The sequence below is a fragment of the Alkalicoccus luteus genome (assembly GCF_012034335.1).
GTDB lineage: Bacteria > Bacillota > Bacilli > Bacillales > Salisediminibacteriaceae > Alkalicoccus > Alkalicoccus luteus_A.
In genome coordinates, this window is sequence record NZ_JAATHJ010000111.1 from 1 (window position 1) to 255 (window position 255).

A 255-nucleotide genomic window follows, 5' to 3' on the forward strand; every position below is an offset into this window, starting at 1 on the left:
TCCCCGTTTTCCCCTTCGGCAGTGCCTGCAGGGAGAATCCGAGAAATGCGCGGGTGGTTGGTCGCCCCACAGCACTCTTGTCCCGGTTCACCGTAAGCGACAAGTCGTTTTCGAGAAACGCGGTAATCCTTCGCAGCACCCGTTCCCCTGCCCGTCGGCTCTTCACGTAGATGTTACAATCGTCGGCATAGCGGACAAACCGGTGGCCTCGTCGCTCCAGTTCCGTATCCAATTCATGGAGGTAAATGTTACTGA

General features: G+C 56.9%; 1 protein-coding gene. It reads right to left on the reverse strand.

All coding sequences use genetic code 11. The features are described 5' to 3' along the window. On the reverse strand, positions 1-255 hold a 255-nt coding region (locus HCN83_RS18900), incomplete at both ends, for a reverse transcriptase domain-containing protein (protein WP_246238308.1).